This window comes from Pseudoalteromonas ardens (genome assembly GCF_030125445.1).
Lineage (GTDB): Bacteria > Pseudomonadota > Gammaproteobacteria > Enterobacterales > Alteromonadaceae > Pseudoalteromonas > Pseudoalteromonas ardens.
Map to the genome: position 1 here is coordinate 453,252 of NZ_JASJUV010000002.1, position 16,291 is coordinate 469,542.

Genomic DNA, 16,291 nt, shown 5'->3' on the forward strand with positions numbered 1-16,291 from the left:
ACTATTCTCCAGAATTTTCTAAAATCTTGTTTGTCAGGGCACCACAAGAACACTTGCAGTGCGCTTATCTTTCTTTGCCGCAGCGCGGTTATTGATCAAGTTGCTTAAGTAGTGCTAATGCCACACCGATAGACGATTTGTTGTTCTGACCGGTGATCAATTCACGGTCAACCACAACATGCGGGTGCCAGTCTTTTTCACCGCGAGAATAATCACCACCGGCTTTGGTCAGTGCATCCTGTGGCCAGTAGTGCAGTTCGTCACCACCAAGATAATATTGTGTTGCAACGGCTTCTTCAGAGTTACTGAATGTGGTCATGCGATACCCCTCATACACCCAGCCGTCTGCGGGTTTGGCATTCTTGCCCGACTTCATGGCTACCTCAAACTGTGCAGCATTTGGCAGTGCCGAAAGCAAAGCTACCGGACCATGGCAGACTAAGCCGGTTGGTTTTTTCTGGGCATTGAAGTGACGTAAAAATTCGCCCAGTTGCGGGTTTGCTACCAAATCACCCAAAGGTGCATGACCGCCCGGCACAAATACCGCGTCAAACTTGTCGATACCGATTTGCTCTATGCGGGCAAAACTGACAACCGGACTGTCGGTCTTGTCATCAATTTTGAGCTCATTAAATAATGCTTTGTGCGCGTCATAGTTCGCTTTACTGACGTCCAGGAAGTGGTCTGGTGTATCAGATACCGGGTCAAGTCTGGGCGCCATACCTTTTGGTGAGGCAAAGGTCAGCGTGTGACCTGCGTCCAGGAATAACTTAACCGGCTCCATCAGCTCGTTCAGATAAACGCCTGTTTTGTAGTCGTAACCGTTTTTAAGTGTCATTTGCGCGGTATCCGACATAACCACGAGGATCTCATCGGCCAGAGTCAGTGGGCTTGCGATCAATGCTGTTAGTGCTGCGAGTGTTTTTAATTTCATGTTCATCTCCTGAAGTTTGATGACCTGTGTTCTTAACTTGGGTCTAGAATAAGCCGCCCCACTTCATTAATGAAATTAATTGCTCTAATATAGTCATGAACATGATTAATACCCAAAGAGATGAGCATGAGTAACATTTCAGATATCGAGCTGAATCAGCTGCGCCTGCTGCAGCTGATTTTTGAAACAAAAAACCTGACACGGGCTGGAGAGCGAGCGGGTCTGACGCAGTCTGCTGTCAGCCACACCCTGAAAAAACTACGCCACAGTTTTAATGATTCACTGGTGATCCGTCAGGGTAATAAGTTGATCCTGACACCTCGTGCGGAATATCTGCAATCTCAGCTCAATCGCTGGCTGAATGACTTTGAACGTCATATCCTCACCCAGGAACAGTTTGAGCCAGCGCACTCAAGTCGCACATTTTTTATCGCCACCAGCGACCTGGTCGAGCAGTCACTGGCGCCGCTTCTGATCCCACATCTGAGCAAAGTCGCGCCGAATATTCAGGTGGTCTTTGCCAAACTCGATAAGCGCGGTTTTGCCAGTCAAATAGAAAGTGGCGAAGTCGACTTCTCAATCAGCGTGATCGAGTCCAGTCACCCTGCTCTGATGGTAACCACCTTATACAAAGACGATTATGTGTCGGTCGTCAGACATGATCATCCCTGTCTGGATTCTGCACTCGATTTAGCAAGTTTTTGTCGCTACCCGCATATTCTGGCAGGCACAGGGAAAGACATTCGGGGTACCGTGGATGATGCGCTGGACAAGTTAGGACACACCCGAAAAGTCCAATACAAAGTCGCTAACTTCTCCAGCGCCCCATATATAGTTGAAACCAGTGATGCCATCTTTACAGCACCACGCAAATTTGTGGCTGCCATTCGCTCCAAATTCAATATTGCTGAGTTCGAACCGCCTCTGTTGGTGCCCGCTTTTTCAATGAAAATGTACTGGGATATCCGCAATAAAGACGATCAGGCAAATCGATGGCTTCGCCAGGAAATTGCCAAAGTCGCTAAGCAAGGATAAATAAAATCTTGCCCGCTTTTGTACAAATCTCATTTACCTGGCTGATTAATATACATAAAACCACCTTGCCCGAACCGTCGTAAAAAAAGCTCAACCGCCCCAACACCTTTGTGGGGCTAAACACTGCATGACCTGATAACCCCCACCGTTGTGCGTAATAAAATGTAATGTTTTTTTCACAGCTGACTTTGCATACTGATTATAGATTTCAGGTCAGCCTGAATCCGAGTGAATCACACGCTAGTGATAAGGCTTTCGCCTATAACCACCACGAAATGGAGAGATTCAAATGAAAAATCCAAAAATCAAATACTACGATGTCTCGGCACAGTGCTATGACGCGTTGCTTGTTCACCTGAGCCAGGCAGATGGCTGCACTGTCACAAGACAAGATGATAACGATGTACCAACCAGCAGTGTCACGGGTGATAACACAGAGCTTAACCTCACCTATGACCCTCAGGAAAACTCTCTTCTTGTAGAGTACGCTGAAGTGCCTGTTGGATTAGAAACCTATTATTGGGGACATTCATTCCAACGCATTCACCTCATTAGCCGCTCTTTAGCCAAGTAAATTCACTCAAGGAGAAAAAATCATGGGAAACGCATGTACCGCAACCATCAAGATTAAAAATGATCTAAATGACACCATGACGCTCAACGACGCCAACCTGTCCGACGGTAAATGGAGCAAATACCCTAAAGAGTCTTTGGCGCCTGGCTTTAATGACACCGCAGCCAAGGCGGAAAGTAAAGACTGCGCAATGATCGGCCCTGAAGGCTATATCAAATATGGCATACCCGATGGCACCACTTTTATGATCCGATTTAGTGTGCCCTACGGTAACAGCGATAATTACCTTCACTGCACCGCAGAAGGATCAAAGGCGGGCCGCTACAAAATCAGCATCGATGACTTTTCAACTGATGGCAAAAGCCCTTCCGGGACCATTACAGTATCTCGCTAGCGCTTTAAGCCACCGCTCAGCCTCGCCTACAGGTTGACACCATACAATGCGCACTGCGCCAGTTCTTAAATTGCGGTATCAGGATTTTTAGGCCTGATACCGCAGTAATGCAAGCCAACCAATCAGCTTTTAAATTGCGGGCAAAATAGATGTTCGTACAAGGATTACTTATGTTCAATCAATCTTTCCTTGCTATTTCTGATAGCACAGATACCACCCTAAAACTGATAGACCCCGTGTCTGTTGTTATGAACAACAGGGTCTTTGTTTTCGCTCGTCCCGAAGGCAGTAATACTGAAACAATCTACTATCGTGTGCGCCGGGAAACAGCCGGCGCTTCCACCGAGTTCGCACTTTGGAGCGAGTGGTGCTCACTGTCATTGGAGCCGGGCGTTGCAGGTTCCAATCTGTCGGGACTATTGCGTGCGACTGGGATGGACCTAATCACAGTGCCGGCTCAGGCCGCTCATCCAACAGCTGCAGATGCCCCATTTTCGGTCACCGTTGGCAAAGATTTTATCGCAATATTCCGGTTGACCTCAGCAGGCACGTTGCTCATCAATCGACTCGTCGTTGTTGAACAAACAGCTCAAGATGCAACGTCTGAAGAGCAAGATCTGGCCCCTGAAATAAGATTACAACCAAAGTGGGAAGTCAGATACAGAAGAAGTCGCAAAAAGGATACACCTGCTTCAGAAATTGACACCCATGGCTATCGAGACATGGATCAGCTTCCCTTTGTAGAACCTTCACTGGAATTAAGTGGTATCAACGGGTTAACCGCAGGTCAGTTTAGCGTCGTACTGCTGCCCACGTCTAAAGTGGAAGTTGGTCGCTGGTACATATTCTCAGTAAACAACGATAAAAAAGCAGTCACCGTGCACTCATTCGCCCAATCCGAGGAGGGGTTGTTCGACTATGGCAGTGGCATCGAACAACCATTTGAGATAACACCGACCTTACACGACGAAAATGGCAAGCCAGACCCTAAAACATGCTGTGGGGGTATTTCGGCTACGGTTTTTTATGACAGAGAGCCTGCGGACAACCCGCAAAGCCCGATCCGCTCTTTCAAACGTGCGGGGCGCTTGATGCTGACTATTGGCATTGGCAAAGCTGATAGTGATACCGGTGATGGCCTGTGTGTATATGATTTTTCGATCAAGCCCGATGGCAGAATCGCCCGCGCGGAAGGGTTAGTCAGCCCGGTGATAGATGGGACATACAAAGACGGCAACTTCACTCCTTTGCGTGACCCTCGTCCTGTAAACTCATCTTCTCCTGAAGAACAATATTATGTTGTTCCCGATAACGCTGTACATGCTTACCAGGGCGCTACCGTATCGACCGTCGCACTTGGTCAGGTCTGCCCATCAAGTTCTCCCTCGCTATTAGATAGCGCTGATGGCCTAATCCATTGTTATTACCCTGGCAAACCCGATAAAGCAGGACAGACCGCATTCCTGGTTGCTCAATACAACCCCAAGACCACCCGCTTTTATATAGATCAGAGCTGGAAAGCCGGTGAGCAAAGCGGAACGCTGCGCTTCATATCAAACAGAGCGGGCTCAACGATGAATGATATGACGATAGCCATCAGCGACAGCATTGAGTTATTTTGTGACATTCATGTCGATTATGGTAAAGATACCAAAATTGCCGAAGAGTCCTGGCTTGGTATTCCCCGAGACCTAAAACAGTGCGCGGACATTTTAGCAGGTAATGCAGCGTCTGATCCGAGTGACCCCAAAGTAAGAAGCGGCCAGGCCCCCTACTTTGATTACCAGGGACAGCGTTATAGCGCAAACTTGCCACTGGGTGATGCGAACCTTCCAAGTGGCTATTTACGCCTGGTATCTCAAAGGCCCGATATTCGCTTAGACACAGTGTCGGTGTCGCACTGCGACAGTGCGGATTGTATCAATCTGTCGGTCAGGTTAACGGCAGAGAGCGCGTCTCAGACTATCACGCTGCACTGGCCTGGATTGCGCGCAGAGCCCAACCAGGCTGCCGTGATACTTCGCGGAGATGCTGCAAAGTCGACTTACGACTATTCGGTTACCAAAAACGACAGCCTGCTTTACGGTATCGCGACACAAGCGGGTACCATAGTGTTTGGTGCAAACCAGGCACTAACCATGGGCGTAGAAATCGATCCCAATAACCAACAGACCTGTTGCGTTACAATCGTGCCAGCGTCTGGCAAACAAATATCCGTCATGAACGTGCCCATTGAACAGCAGGGATTTATTGATGCGATTTTGAATGACTCCTCTGCTGCAGCGTTGTTTAGTTTTGCGTCACCAGATCCGGTCAACGCCAACGTGATCAGTCAGTTGCAACAAAAAAATCTGGACCTTAGAGCTGGTAATTTACTGTTTGAACCTGTTGTCAACGTCCAGGACTCAGGGTGCCTGGCCGTCGCAGATACAACTGCAAGTATTTTCCAGCGTCATCAGCTGGGCACGGGTGAAGTCAACAGTCCAAATCACTTGGTTGCTGCAACCGCAGTGATCATGTCTGAACCCAATAATGGGCTCAATGGTCAGCTGGAGAGCGGCTCAGGAGTTGCATCCAAGTCAGCCGTTAATGGTGCATGGGTATGGCAGCCAACACCGGAAGCTGTAACAGTGAGCAAAGGAAATGCCATCTCAGTAAGCAATAACAACAAAGCACTCGACGTACTTAACCCTCAACGCGGCTGGACCATCGAAAGCTGGGTTAACCCGGCTTCAGGCACGCCTGCTCAGGTTGCCAATTTTAATAACGGTAAGGCAAGCACACCAGGAGGCGTCGAACCAAGCTGTCTGTTTGGCACCATTGGCAAGCCTGCGCTGGATTTTCATAAGTCTACTTCAGCCTCTGATTTTACGGGGTCTCAGATCCGCTTTGAGGCTGACTCTGTGTTTCTCCCAAAATCAGCGTTTACTTATGAGTGCTGGATTAAGCCTGCCGACAACCCAGCGCCAGAGAATGCTATCGGCAGTATCATTACTGTCCAGCTTCCATCAGATCCAACTGCCCCCTTATTAATGCTCGGATTAAACAGCGTCAGACAGCTGACATTTGATTATATGAATGACAATTATGATCCGGTGACGACGACAGTGAAAGACCTGGCATTGCAGGCTGATATTTGGCAGCACATTGCGTTCACAGGTAAAAAGATCGCGGGTAAGTGGCAATTCAGCCTCTATGTAAACAAGATTCTCGTTCATCAAAGCAACGATTTATTACTGGCAGACAATACTGAGGAGCCCCTGCTTTTCATCGGTACTGATGCGCAAAAAGACCGCACTATGATTGGCAGCTTCAATGAAATGCGTTTTTGGCTATCTGCTCGGAACCAGGTTCAAATTGGGCGCTCAATGCAAATGAGTTTATCAGGCAACGAACCGGGGCTTGCCGGATACTGGCAATTAACAGAAAAGGCAGAAGATGGAGAACCTATCATCAACCTCTGTGACAACACAGTGCGAGCGCCTGATGGCAAGCTAATGATTAACAACCAGCCAGTGAGCTCAAACATCGATGGTGTTTTTTTAAGTGTACTTGCAGGTATTGGCGGTACAGCCCCACTGATCGGACACGGGTTTCTACGGAGCAATTATTGGAACCATATTGCAGCCACCTACCAATCCGGCACGGCAGTTTATCTCAACAACGCCCATGACAGTACAAAGAACGTGCCACTACAGTATGCCACCTGTGGTACTTCCGATACGCTGAATTTGAGTGTGGAAGGCAGCCTGGAAGCATTTATTTTACTTCCGCAACTTGTCGACAATGATGGTGTCATTTTATCCAAGTGGGGCTCCGAACTAGACAACCGTAGCTATCGGTTTTACATCAATGAGCAAAACCAGCTGGCTATGGAGTTGGTTTTACTAAGGCCTGAATATAGCAATGGGTTTATCGTTAGCTACACACCAACAATATATAGTGTTGTTGCCACTCAGACACTCAAGCACGATACGCCTTACCACGTCTTCGGTACCTTCAAAAATGACACAAAAATCGATGATTCAACCCACATTAATAAAACCAAAGGGGTTTTAACCCTCTATATAAATGGCGAAGAAGCAGGATCAGCGACAACAGAGTGGTTTGATAATGCGACCATCTCGGTCAACACTTCTGATGCTGAATTTTGTATCGGCCTGCAGTCCTATACAGGTAATACCACGCCTACTGAGGCAATCGAATCACAGCGGTATATCTCAGCAGTCTTAACCGGCATCAGGATTTGGTCCAGACACGTAGAGCAATCACATGTTTTGAACTCAATGACACGTGTTGACCCGGAAGGTGAAGATGCCGGGGTTATTTCAGCATGGTGGTTTGGTGAACAAAGTGGTCTCGAAGCCAAAGACAAAGTTTCCGGAAATAATGCCAGGCTGAGCAGTGCCAATCTATGGGTACTTTATACGCCGCTCTCTAAAACAACCTGTTATGTGAATGGCTATGAGGTTGGACAATATAGCTCTGCCAAAGCAAGCGATATCAGCGGCTATTGTGATCAATTAAGCCGGTTAACTTTTGGTGCTTACTTGACTGAAGACGACCACTTTGAGGCTCAATATGAGGGGAAAATCCAGGAGCTCAGGGTTTGGTCGGTTGCCAAATCGCAAGCTGAAATCAACAGCGCCTGTCACAGCCCTGTCGTTGGCAGTAGCAAAGAACTCATTGGTTACTGGCCATTCAATGGCACTGCCAGAGACGACTCAGGTCATGGTAACAATGGCTCGCTCGTCGGTGACCCGCAACCTAAGTTCGCCCCCTCAACAGCCCCCGTTGCCAATGAAGCACCAATGGTAAGAAACATTTACTCTGATCATATCACGGACTTTCAGGAGCCAGTTGAAGGGACCCCCGCAGTTGCAGAATATACCAGCACACTCACAACGACACTCGGTGGGCTGGTGTCAGTAATGCAACGGGAATACGCCTATGTCGATGAAAGTTTGACGATTTTACCTAACTTCAAGGTTGGTAACCTGAATATGGTTTATATTGGGCAAGTACAAACGTCGCCAACCCTGATCGGTTTTATCGAAGGCGCTCCCCCGGTACCCAGCGAAAACCTCACACGTCCGTATTATGACAGCGCCACCAGTTATCATGAATACTTTGGTGCCAGCTCTATCGCCCTGAGCGAAAGCAAAGACGTCGAATACCAATTTGAGTACAGCGACTATGAAACAACTCAACTACAGAGCTTTACAACCAATACTGGGGTGTTTGGTCAAACTAAAACAAGTATTGGGACTGGTACCCCCTTCTTTCAAATAGAGGATCAGACATTCAACAACACCTACAAGGTTGGGGCCAAAGTCAGTGTTGAACATCAGGACGGAGAGACATCCGGCTCGGTGCTGAGTACCGGTTTATCTACCAGCATAACAAACCAACTTTCCCTGCGGGGCAACTGGGAGCCGAAACAGCTTAACAATGATGACTATCTCAACCCACAAGTGGGCAGGCGTTTCCTGCCTGACAATACAGGCTATGCACTGGTAGTATCACTTACGGCAGACCTTTATAGCCTGCAAATTGAGTCCTCCGGAGAAATGGCTGGCAAGGTTGTTGTTCCAAACACTGAGATTCCCCCGGATGAGAACATCATTACCTTCCCAATCAACCCCAAATATATTAAAAATGGGACATTGGATGGTAAAGTAGGCCTGGTCAATGATCCGGATTATCCCAATGCAGACTTTCAGCGAGGGAGTTATTTCAATACCAGTGAAGCCTATGTGCTAAAAAACAAAATTGACAAACAAACCAAAGATGCAGAGCTGGTATTCGAACAATTTAATGCTTCAAAACAAGGTCGTTCAAAAGACACCAACCTCAGTCCAGCCAAAGCGATACAGGCATACAACTTTGATGAAGACTATGCGCGACAAAGCCTGGTTAACAAGTATGTTTGGACGGCCGATGGCGGGCTTTATAAAGAAGAGAATCAAGCCATGGCCAGAACACAGGCCAGCTTTAGCGGCGCTTACAACCTGACGTTTGCTGCCGGCCCTAGTGCAGAAATGGAAACCGCGTTTTTCATTGGCGTATATTCTAGTATCGACTCACTGTTCGGCAGCCAAATCAATGTCAGTGTCACAAAATCCCGCTCTGAATCCCGGGGCTTTGGTTTGGAAGCCTCCGTCACGGGCGACCCGACACTGCAAGGCTGGGAACCTGATGCCGATAATGGTTCGGGCGCTTATTCTGCTCAAGCCTGCCCCGGTAAGGTCAATGCTTATCGTTTCATGTCTTACTATTTGGCCCCTTCGACAGACAACTCTGAGGCATTGCTCGATACTGTGATCGATGACAATTGGTACCGATTTAGCAACGACCCCAATGCCATCGCGCTTCGCAGTGCAATGATTAAAAACAACAAGGCCTGGCGAGTGCTTTATCGCACGACCTACGTAAGCCGGGTTCCGCCTCATGCAAATAACTCGGTTGATCAAACGGTCGGGCCTGTGGTCAACCAGGCCATTTCTGTTGAAGACAACCAACTGTTAATTGCTTTGGTTCAAACCGAGCTTGGTACACAGTTACCAACTAAGGTCAATTTAGGTAAAGCCATCATGCAAGTATTTAAGCCGGGTAAGGGTCAATCTGTACTGTCAAATTACCTTCCCTGGTGGCAAGCTTTTATAGACAGCAAAGATCCGAAGGATATTGACACGTTCAATCAACTGCAACTGGATACACTGGAGTTCTTTGTCACTGGTTTTGCCAATGGACAACTGATCAGCACTGCACAACAATAACCCAAATGAGTGAATGATGATGACTAAATACTGTCATCATCATTCATTTCAGCCTTCAGAACCCTCCCTGTAATAAACCGTAATGGTTACCCCGCCTATTTTGGTCCATGATTTTGCTATAGCTGTCAGACAGTTAAACCATAGCTACCTAACACCGTTAATTTGCAGCATCTTTTTAGTGCTTTAACCACTACAAAAGACCAAAACAAGGAACAAGCAATGACTAGCAAGACACCACAATCATCCGTTCGCCCATACCCGGAACTAAAAGACAATGAACCCACAGTGCCGCAATTTGGCGTACTCGATAAACTGCACGGTACCTGGGTGAACTGGAAAGGCGGCCCCAAAGGGCTGCATACGACCCCCATGCCCTCTCCCGGCACTTCTTCAGAAACCGTATTTGGGGTTTTTCATTTCAAATCACAGCAATACCGCGAACAGTTAACCTTTACAAAAGTAAACGCGCCAGTTCGTAACCGTGCAGGATCAAATGAGCAATTTAATGGTCCGGTCAAATATGAAACGGCCATCATAGATAACAACGGCGACCTGCAACACTTTGAGAATGGAATGTACCTGTGGCTGGGTGATAACACTATGCCGTGGGAAGAAAATGGCCAATACCAGAACCCGCGTACCATGTTTTCTCGTCCCTCAACCGTTGAAACGGTTGCAGAGGATGGTGGTGTGCCCGTAATTGGTCCAGGCGAGCAAGGCCCCCAATTTGTGCCGCCCCACTCTATCTCTCGCTCAGGCGTGATCCCCCATGGCACCACGATCCACCTGACGGGTAGCGTAACCAACTTTGACAAGGAAAAAACCCCAGATGCACCCGAAAGACCGGAAATTGCAAAACTGTGGGAGCAACCCTACCTGTCGATTTCTCCCACCATGGGTATAGATCCCGAGCGCGACCTGATCCCGGGTAGCCTGAAAAAGCCATTCTGGACAAACCTGCCACGGGACGAGCAAAGAGACTACCCTGGTCAGCCTGAAGCACATCAGGGCGTCAACAGTGCACGCGCCTATTTCCTGAATATTTTTAATTACGATCAGTATGGCGCTAAGTTCCCCTACACTGTTCAGCCAAACCTGTTACTTTCAGAGTTCAATGAGGACTTAAACTTCAAAAGCTATGATCTGATCGAGTTAGACAGCCAGCATGATACCGGAGTGCAAGGCGCTACCGTAAACAATGTCATGATTGAGCGCTACTGCCGTGTGGTTCGCATGCGCCATCGCATGTGGCTCGAACAGATCATCATTCAGGACGAAGCAGGTAAGGACAAAATCATCGATCAATTACAGTATGAGCAAATCGTAGATTTTGAATTTATGTTTGGTGCCAGTGGCGAAACCACACAGTGGCCGCATATTCAGGTCAATACTTTAAGGCGTCTGGAAGATATTCCAGAAAATGAACGTTATGACGCCATCGAGTTGCCGGAGGAAGAAGAGGAAGAGCCTGTGACCAAACCCAAAGCACAGGTGCATCACATGAACCACAAAGCCAAATAACATAACCTGATTGAGCGCGATTTCTGCAAGCCTGAGACGGCGACAGCATTCGCGCTACATCACTTGCATCATATAACCTTATTTACCCTTAAGCGCTGCATACCAGCCCCCGGTCAGGACAAACTTTGGAAATGTGTAAACTTGCTCCAGAATGATCCGCAACACTGCATTGAGCGCACCCGTAAATGGCGCCGGAGGCAAGGCCTCTTCTTTATGACCTATTCCTTGTGCAATCAGAGATCCCACCATCAACAATGTAGCACTACCGAACAGTGTTATATTGAGAAAAAACAGCGCCGCAAAGCACAGTGCAAAACCCAAAATAAACAGCGGTACCGCGACGATATGTAGCCATAAATTGATCGTCGACTGGTGAAATGTCTCATATCCTTGCCATTGCCAGGCTAAAAGCGCTTTGATTTTCATACTTGTCCTTGTTTTTATCGTCATTTAATAAAACGAAACTATCTCGCTAGCATCGTTCTTTCTCGTTATAGCTGTTGATAAACCCGAAATGGAAATGCCTTCCAGTAAGCCGCATTCACCCCGTCCGATTTTCGATAACGCTCAAATAACTGGCGACGAACCTGGTACATAGCCTGGGCCGGTGAGTGACCCAATTTAAGCTGTGAGAAAAACCCTTGAATAGTAGCACTGGAAGAGTCTCCCGCTTCGTTACTAAAAAGCGGTGCAATCAAAAAGCGATTGTCGTAAGCTCGCAGCGTCTGAATGAAATTATAGGCGCTCCCCATTTGGCAGGAATCCAGATAAATTAACTGAGCACCAAAGTGTTTTAAGTCTCGGTCAGTCAGCGTCGCTGCATTAAAGTCCATCGCCCCGTTCAGCTGGTCTCTGACGCCATGCAAACTCAGCAATAAAACGTCCTGTTTTCTGAACGCTTTAAACTGCGACAAACTAACATCTGCCATCTGATAACTGCGACTTTTTGGGAAAAATTCGGGTAACAAAGCGCTGGCATTGTCTGGATCTGCTGTGGGATCAGCAATAGATAGTCCACGCCAGCTGGCAGAGTAAAACCCATCAGCTGTCACAGACACGTCGTTTAGACTATAGGAGATTGGATACTGAAGAAACAACGGCTTGTTTCTGTATGGGATCAAGCCCAATGCGTAATCAATAGTGGTCTGATCAAGTACAAAGTGAATTTGCTCCGCTTGGTCCAGCAAATGGGCCATCGGGCGCAACAACCCCTCCTCATACCGATTAAGCTGTGCTACGTCCTGAGCAGTAACTTCCCACTCGTCCAGCTTTTTCCACAGGGTTTTAAAGTCTGAATGTATGCTATTGACAGGGTGAGGTACTCGGAAACGCTTTTGCTTGGAACCCAAAGTGGCAACAACAGACACGACAGCCGGCGTCTGAGTAATCCGAACATAAAGCACATCGCTATTTTCTGCCCTTGCAATTTGCATAAACATACAACTATACAGGAGCGTCACTGTCAGCAGTATCATCCTGATCATATTTCGTCTCCCTTGTTCATATTTTTGCTAACTGACTCTATGACTGCGTTAAGCTCACCAAACCAGTCCCTCAGCCCAACACGCTTTATTGTTCATCACAGCAAACTTTTTTACCTACTAAGCGCAGCCTTTAACGACTTGTCCGTATAGAAGCACCATTTCAGGTCTACAGCGACTCCTATTATCCATGTTAACCGGGTAAAAAAACGCCCTGCGCGTTGCTGAATACGATCAACCAGCCTAAAAATACGAACATTTAATGAGCAAGGAAAAATAAACAAGTAATAAATTACTATTTTGGCATGCATACTGCTTATAAATGGCGACTGCTCAATCGGGCAGTATTAAAAACTAACCCGTGGCTTTTAATTCAGAGCCACAGACAATTCATTTTTTCCTAAGGAGTAGAGTAAAATGAAACAACTTTTAATTTCCACCGCCCTTCTGGTTTCTGGCACTTTCTGTTTTTCCTCTCACGCCAGTAATTTAGACCCTGAACTTCAAACCAAACTGGACGACACGTTTTACCTGTACGACTCCGGGCACTACCAGGAAACACTGGACAATGTTCACTGGCTGGTGAAAAAAGGGGTTGCAGTAGACTACGATTTCTATGGCTACCGACTGGGAGTGGTTTTACCACTTTGGCGCAACCTGGCGCAAGATTTTGAGCCGGCTCGCATCAGCTTTAATCAACTACTTGAATCCAGTGTTCAGAAGGCAGTAAATTCACCACAAAACTGCGCAGCTTTTGACGATGCCCGTTCAATGCTCAGACTTCAGCACCGTGTTACTGACATCATTGCTACGTTAGAAGAGAAAGAAGCTGCACACCCTCAGGTATGGTCGCGCTGCTGGGATGACACCGCCACACTTGATGCTGTGGAGCAAACTTCCAAGCCTCTGATCGACGCCTATATCGGCGACCTCTCTGATCACTTTGCTGCCCACTATATTCCCAATATCGAGCAGTATTACAACCAGTGCTCAACAGAAGGCGATTACCGTGAAGCTTGTCAGGACGGCGTGAAAGAGTATCTGACATCAGTCTCAAACGCATTCAGACACGCAGCCATGACCCATTATGGCCTGAATGAAGCCGGTCAGGTCGGCGGTTTAACACTTTCACTGTTACTGAAGTGGCAAGAGCAAAATAACTAATTTGCTCATCTTTGCGTAGAGGCAATTAATTGCCTCTACTTTAAAAGCGGCAAGCATTTTCCCTTTCCCACCTGACACGGCCAGTTCACTGCCCCGCCACCGTGTTACCACCCTAACGCTTATCTAACACCTCTATCATGGCCTCAGCCACCGCCACTGAAGACAAATAGTTTTGTCCGGTGATCAATCTGCCGTCGATTTCAACAAATGGTTTGTTCCTTTCACCATGTAAAAACTCGCCTCCTCTGGCCTTTACTCGCTCACCGATAAAGAATGGGAACGCCTTAAGATACGGTGCGCCCTGTCGCTCAAAAGATTCCGGATAGCCACTAACACGTTTATTGGCCACCAAATACGCACCCGACTTCAGTTTTAAATTCACAATACCAGCGGTGCCATGGCAGACCGCGGAAATAATGCCATTATTTTGCTCGTACACCGCCATCGCAATCGCCTGGATCTGAGGGTGCTCAGCAACTTCGTACATGGCATTGCTTCCTCCAACATAATGCACAGCATGATATTGTGACGCATCGACCTGCTCCGGTGCCAGGCTGTGACCAATTGCATACATGAATTCAGGGTCGTACAAATACTGTTTGTGGATCGGCACAGACGTATTCACGTACGCCAGGCTCAATGCTCCCCCTCGGGTACTCATAAAATCCACCGCATATCCGGCTTTGATAAACGTGTCATAGGCATACACAAGCTCAGAAAAGCTGGTTCCGGCCGGCAGTTCTGTGTCACCGTGAAAGCTTGCACTCGATGCAATAAAGAGGATTTTTTTATTTTTATGCTGAGTACTTTGATCCGTTGCGGTTTTACTGACGATCTGCCATTTCCCAGCTATCTGCTTTAGCAGGATATGATCGACATATGCCTTGTAAGGAGGCGCTACGGTGATTTTTAGCCGCGCCATGGCAATGTCACCGTCGATTGTCAGCGAGAGTACCTTCCCCCGGCGTTGTTTATCACTTTGACGATTAAACCAGTTTGCATACTGCCCGGCTGTCACCGTCCAGAATGGTTTAGTATCATGGGACAGCAACAACTGTGCTTGCGGATGAAATGCGTTTTTGATCCGCGCAGGGTCACTCTCGCGTGTCCCCTGTAAGTAGTCATTTAAAGCATGTAAGACACCCGCTTTATCCGACGCCAGACTATGTCCAGAGCTTATCAAACATAGCAAAATCAGGACGTATTTAAGACAGGTTTTCATGGTGTTTCTCCGGTTAACGAATTTCACCTCACCTTAAAACATAACCTTATAAAACAAGCTCCTGAATTATAATTTAGGTATTCAGCTTGATAATTTGCGAGTCTGTTGCGCACGAAACTGACTCGGGGTTTGACCTGCGTATTTCTTAAATGCGGTGTAGAATGTCGAGCTGGCATTGAAACCACATAATTCCGCAAGGTGTTCCATCGTCAGGCTTTGCTCTTGCAGCAAAAGTGACTGAGCATGCTGTACCCTGTAACGATTAATAAATTGATTAAAGTTACAACCATAATGCTGGTTTAAAAATTGTGACAACTTGGTGTGACTGACTCCCAAACGCTTGGCCAATCTGGGTAATGACATACCAGGGTCGGTAAACAACAACTCGTCGTCGAACAGTTGAGTTAATTTGGTTGATAGTTCATGGCTCTGCTGCGGTGATATCGTCTGCGCAGCGTACTTCTCTTTTGTTCGGCCTCCCCCCGAATAGACCACGATACTCAGATACAACACCATGGAAAATGACAATGCCCCCATGATGTAAGACGTGTACGCCGCTGTATAGTAAGCAAGCCAGATCAGCCAGCCGCCACCTAATACAACAACGGGCAGATCACGCCAGTTTGGTGTGCTTTGTCTTGACCATAAGGCAACCAATTTATGCCGATACAACCAACTTGCCGCTATTAAATACCCAAACCAGGCATAACCTGAACCTCTGTATATCCAGGTTTGCCAGAGTTCCAGATTGCTATGATAGGGATAGACTGCACCAGTGAAGACAACCACGAGCAACCAGACTGCAAAATGCCATCGCAATATTGGGCTGTTTTTGTTCGGATTTAAGTTACGCACACAAAAAGAAAACAAGCTCGGACCAATCAGGCAGCATGCACTGAGCCCCAGTTGTAAAATGTCTTTACTGAGCCCGGGGCTAAAATAAAAAGCAATCGATTTGCCGATACGAATACTCAGCATCAGCAATAGCAGGGATAACCAGGGTGCCCCCGTTATCTCGCGTCGCTTGTGATAAATCCATGCGGCAAGTAAAACTCCGTTAAATGCACCCAGCGAGGCAAAGAAGAACAAAAAGTAGCGTGAGAATTCCATTGTTATGATTATTAGGCCACAGACCCTGCCACTATCGCATATCAACCAGACAACGCCAAGGATGCTCTTCTTTGAGT

The 16,291-nt window shown here is 47.4% G+C and carries 11 protein-coding genes; 6 read left to right on the forward strand and 5 right to left on the reverse strand.

Annotated features, from left to right (window positions below; translation table 11 throughout):
* Window positions 1-88: 88 nt before the first annotated feature.
* A complete protein-coding gene (locus QNM19_RS06970; protein ID WP_049865274.1) occupies window positions 89-934 on the reverse strand; it encodes a type 1 glutamine amidotransferase domain-containing protein in 846 nt (281 codons plus the stop codon).
* Between the two features lie 126 nt (window positions 935-1,060).
* On the opposite strand from QNM19_RS06970, the gene QNM19_RS06975 reads away from it, so the two are divergent.
* The 5 genes from QNM19_RS06975 to QNM19_RS06995 all read left to right on the forward strand — a co-directional run bounded on the left by QNM19_RS06975 (window position 1,061) and on the right by QNM19_RS06995 (window position 11,237).
* Window positions 1,061-1,969 (forward strand): LysR family transcriptional regulator, encoded by a 909-nt coding sequence (locus QNM19_RS06975; protein ID WP_049865275.1) that lies wholly within the window; start codon window positions 1,061-1,063, stop codon window positions 1,967-1,969.
* A gap of 289 nt (window positions 1,970-2,258) precedes the next feature.
* A complete protein-coding gene (locus QNM19_RS06980) occupies window positions 2,259-2,543 on the forward strand; it encodes a hypothetical protein (protein ID WP_049865276.1) in 285 nt (94 codons plus the stop codon).
* A gap of 22 nt (window positions 2,544-2,565) precedes the next feature.
* Window positions 2,566-2,937, forward strand: coding sequence for a hypothetical protein (locus tag QNM19_RS06985; RefSeq protein WP_049865277.1), 372 nt, complete (start codon window positions 2,566-2,568; stop codon window positions 2,935-2,937).
* Window positions 2,938-3,107: 170 nt separating this feature from the next.
* Window positions 3,108-9,716, forward strand: a complete 6,609-nt coding sequence (locus tag QNM19_RS06990) for a LamG-like jellyroll fold domain-containing protein (RefSeq protein ID WP_284026522.1) — start codon at window positions 3,108-3,110, stop codon at window positions 9,714-9,716.
* A 219-nt stretch (window positions 9,717-9,935) separates the two neighbouring features.
* Window positions 9,936-11,237: a peroxidase, FMP-type gene (locus tag QNM19_RS06995; RefSeq protein ID WP_049865280.1), complete on the forward strand. Its 1,302-nt coding sequence runs from the start codon at window positions 9,936-9,938 to the stop codon at window positions 11,235-11,237.
* A gap of 78 nt (window positions 11,238-11,315) precedes the next feature.
* On the opposite strand, the gene QNM19_RS07000 is transcribed toward QNM19_RS06995, so the two are convergent.
* Entirely contained in the window at window positions 11,316-11,663 is a 348-nt protein-coding gene (locus tag QNM19_RS07000) for an Mpo1-like protein (protein WP_049865281.1), read from the reverse strand.
* Between the two features lie 65 nt (window positions 11,664-11,728).
* Window positions 11,729-12,721, reverse strand: a complete 993-nt coding sequence (locus tag QNM19_RS07005) for a CHAT domain-containing protein (RefSeq protein WP_049865282.1) — start codon at window positions 12,719-12,721, stop codon at window positions 11,729-11,731.
* A gap of 414 nt (window positions 12,722-13,135) precedes the next feature.
* Here QNM19_RS07005 and QNM19_RS07010 point away from each other — a divergent pair, with 414 nt between their 5' ends.
* A complete protein-coding gene (locus QNM19_RS07010; protein ID WP_049865283.1) occupies window positions 13,136-13,882 on the forward strand; it encodes a hypothetical protein in 747 nt (248 codons plus the stop codon).
* A gap of 112 nt (window positions 13,883-13,994) precedes the next feature.
* On the opposite strand, the gene QNM19_RS07015 is transcribed toward QNM19_RS07010, so the two are convergent.
* The gene (locus QNM19_RS07015; protein ID WP_284026523.1) at window positions 13,995-15,104 is read right to left on the reverse strand and encodes a nuclear transport factor 2 family protein; all 1,110 of its coding nucleotides are present in this window, start codon (window positions 15,102-15,104) and stop codon (window positions 13,995-13,997) included.
* 81 nt (window positions 15,105-15,185) lie between these two features.
* Entirely contained in the window at window positions 15,186-16,214 is a 1,029-nt protein-coding gene (locus QNM19_RS07020; RefSeq protein ID WP_284026524.1) for a helix-turn-helix domain-containing protein, read from the reverse strand.
* Window positions 16,215-16,291 lie beyond the last annotated feature (77 nt).